The following is a 1,232-nucleotide window of genomic DNA, read 5'->3' as shown; positions in this document are numbered from 1 at the left end:
CTAGTAATCGTGGATCAGAATGCCACGGTGAATACGTTCCCGGGTCTTGTACACACCGCCCGTCACACCATGGAAGTTGATTGCTCCAGAAGTAGGTAGCTTAAAAATGGGCGCTTACCACGGAGTGGTCGATGACTGGGGTGAAGTCGTAACAAGGTAGCCGTAGGGGAACCTGCGGCTGGATCACCTCCTTTAAAGAGCGACTCGCAGGTGATACGAGCTTCCATAGAAGCTTATTTAAGATAGAAGAAGAGAAAAGCTAGATCTGGGCCTATAGCTCAGTTGGTTAGAGCACACGCTTGATAAGCGTGGGGTCGGTAGTTCGAGTCTACCTAGGCCCACCAAATAAGTAACCCGGTAAAAGGGGGATTAGCTCAGTTGGTAGAGCGCCTGCCTTGCACGCAGGAGGCCATCGGTTCGACTCCGTTATCCTCCACCATTTTAAATGGTTATGGATTGGTAGTTGAGGATCTAGAGAGATAAAGTTTAGGGTTAGCAGTCACTCATTACTAGAATGAGTAATAAGTAAGCTTGCTAATGAAGATTAAATCTCTATAATTCTTCTTCCGAAATAGAATAGACGATAAATAAAGTGATTTATAATCTTACAAGTAGTAAGGAAGTAAATTAAGTCATATTATTTATACTCTAATCTATTTAGAGTGTTCTTTAACAATTTGGATTAGTTGGTGCAACGTAATAGCGATGCAGCAGTCATTATTGATCGATGTGAATCGAGTAATAGTGACCAAGATCTTTTGGGTCTTGATGTTGATTTATTCTTCTCGTGATGAGAATGGTAAGTGAGTGTTGAGATATAAAGAGAGATCGGGAGAGATTGCATTACTTAAGTAAACGATGTATTCAATTTTACTGACTGTCAGTTGAAGTGAGATAGTGAGAATATCTTAGATCATTCTTACTATAGTCTTTTAATATGACAGATTGATAAAATGAGTTAACTTAAAGTGAAACGTTATCATGTTACATTCGTAGGAGAATTAAAAAGCTATTAAATCATATAGTTTGGACGATTCATTATAAAAATGAGTCTAATCCCTATTATATGGTCAAGTGAATAAGCGTACATGGCGGATGCCTTGGCGATTACAGGCGATGAAGGACGTGGAAGTCTGCGAAAAGTTTCGGGGAGCTGGCAATCAAGCTTTGATCCGGAAATGTCCGAATGGGGAAACCCGCACAGGCTTAAAACCCTGTCATCCACAGCTGAA

Annotated in this window: 2 tRNA genes and 2 rRNA genes; all 4 read left to right on the top strand. The window is 40.7% G+C overall.

From position 1 onward, the window contains the following. Positions 1-194, top strand: a 16S ribosomal RNA gene (locus DC083_RS09985); the annotation flags it as partial. A gap of 73 nt (positions 195-267) precedes the next feature. Beyond that, positions 268-344: transfer RNA gene (locus DC083_RS09980), tRNA-Ile, on the top strand. Between the two features lie 19 nt (positions 345-363). Then, positions 364-439 (top strand) — tRNA-Ala (locus DC083_RS09975). 629 nt (positions 440-1,068) lie between these two features. Continuing rightward, positions 1,069-1,232, top strand: a 23S ribosomal RNA gene (locus tag DC083_RS09970); the annotation flags it as partial.

The sequence above is a fragment of the Ignatzschineria ureiclastica genome, from assembly GCF_003121845.1.
Classification (GTDB): domain Bacteria; phylum Pseudomonadota; class Gammaproteobacteria; order Cardiobacteriales; family Wohlfahrtiimonadaceae; genus Ignatzschineria; species Ignatzschineria ureiclastica.
The sequence above is the reverse complement of the archived record's forward strand: the minus strand, read 5'-3'. Positions and strand labels throughout refer to the sequence as shown.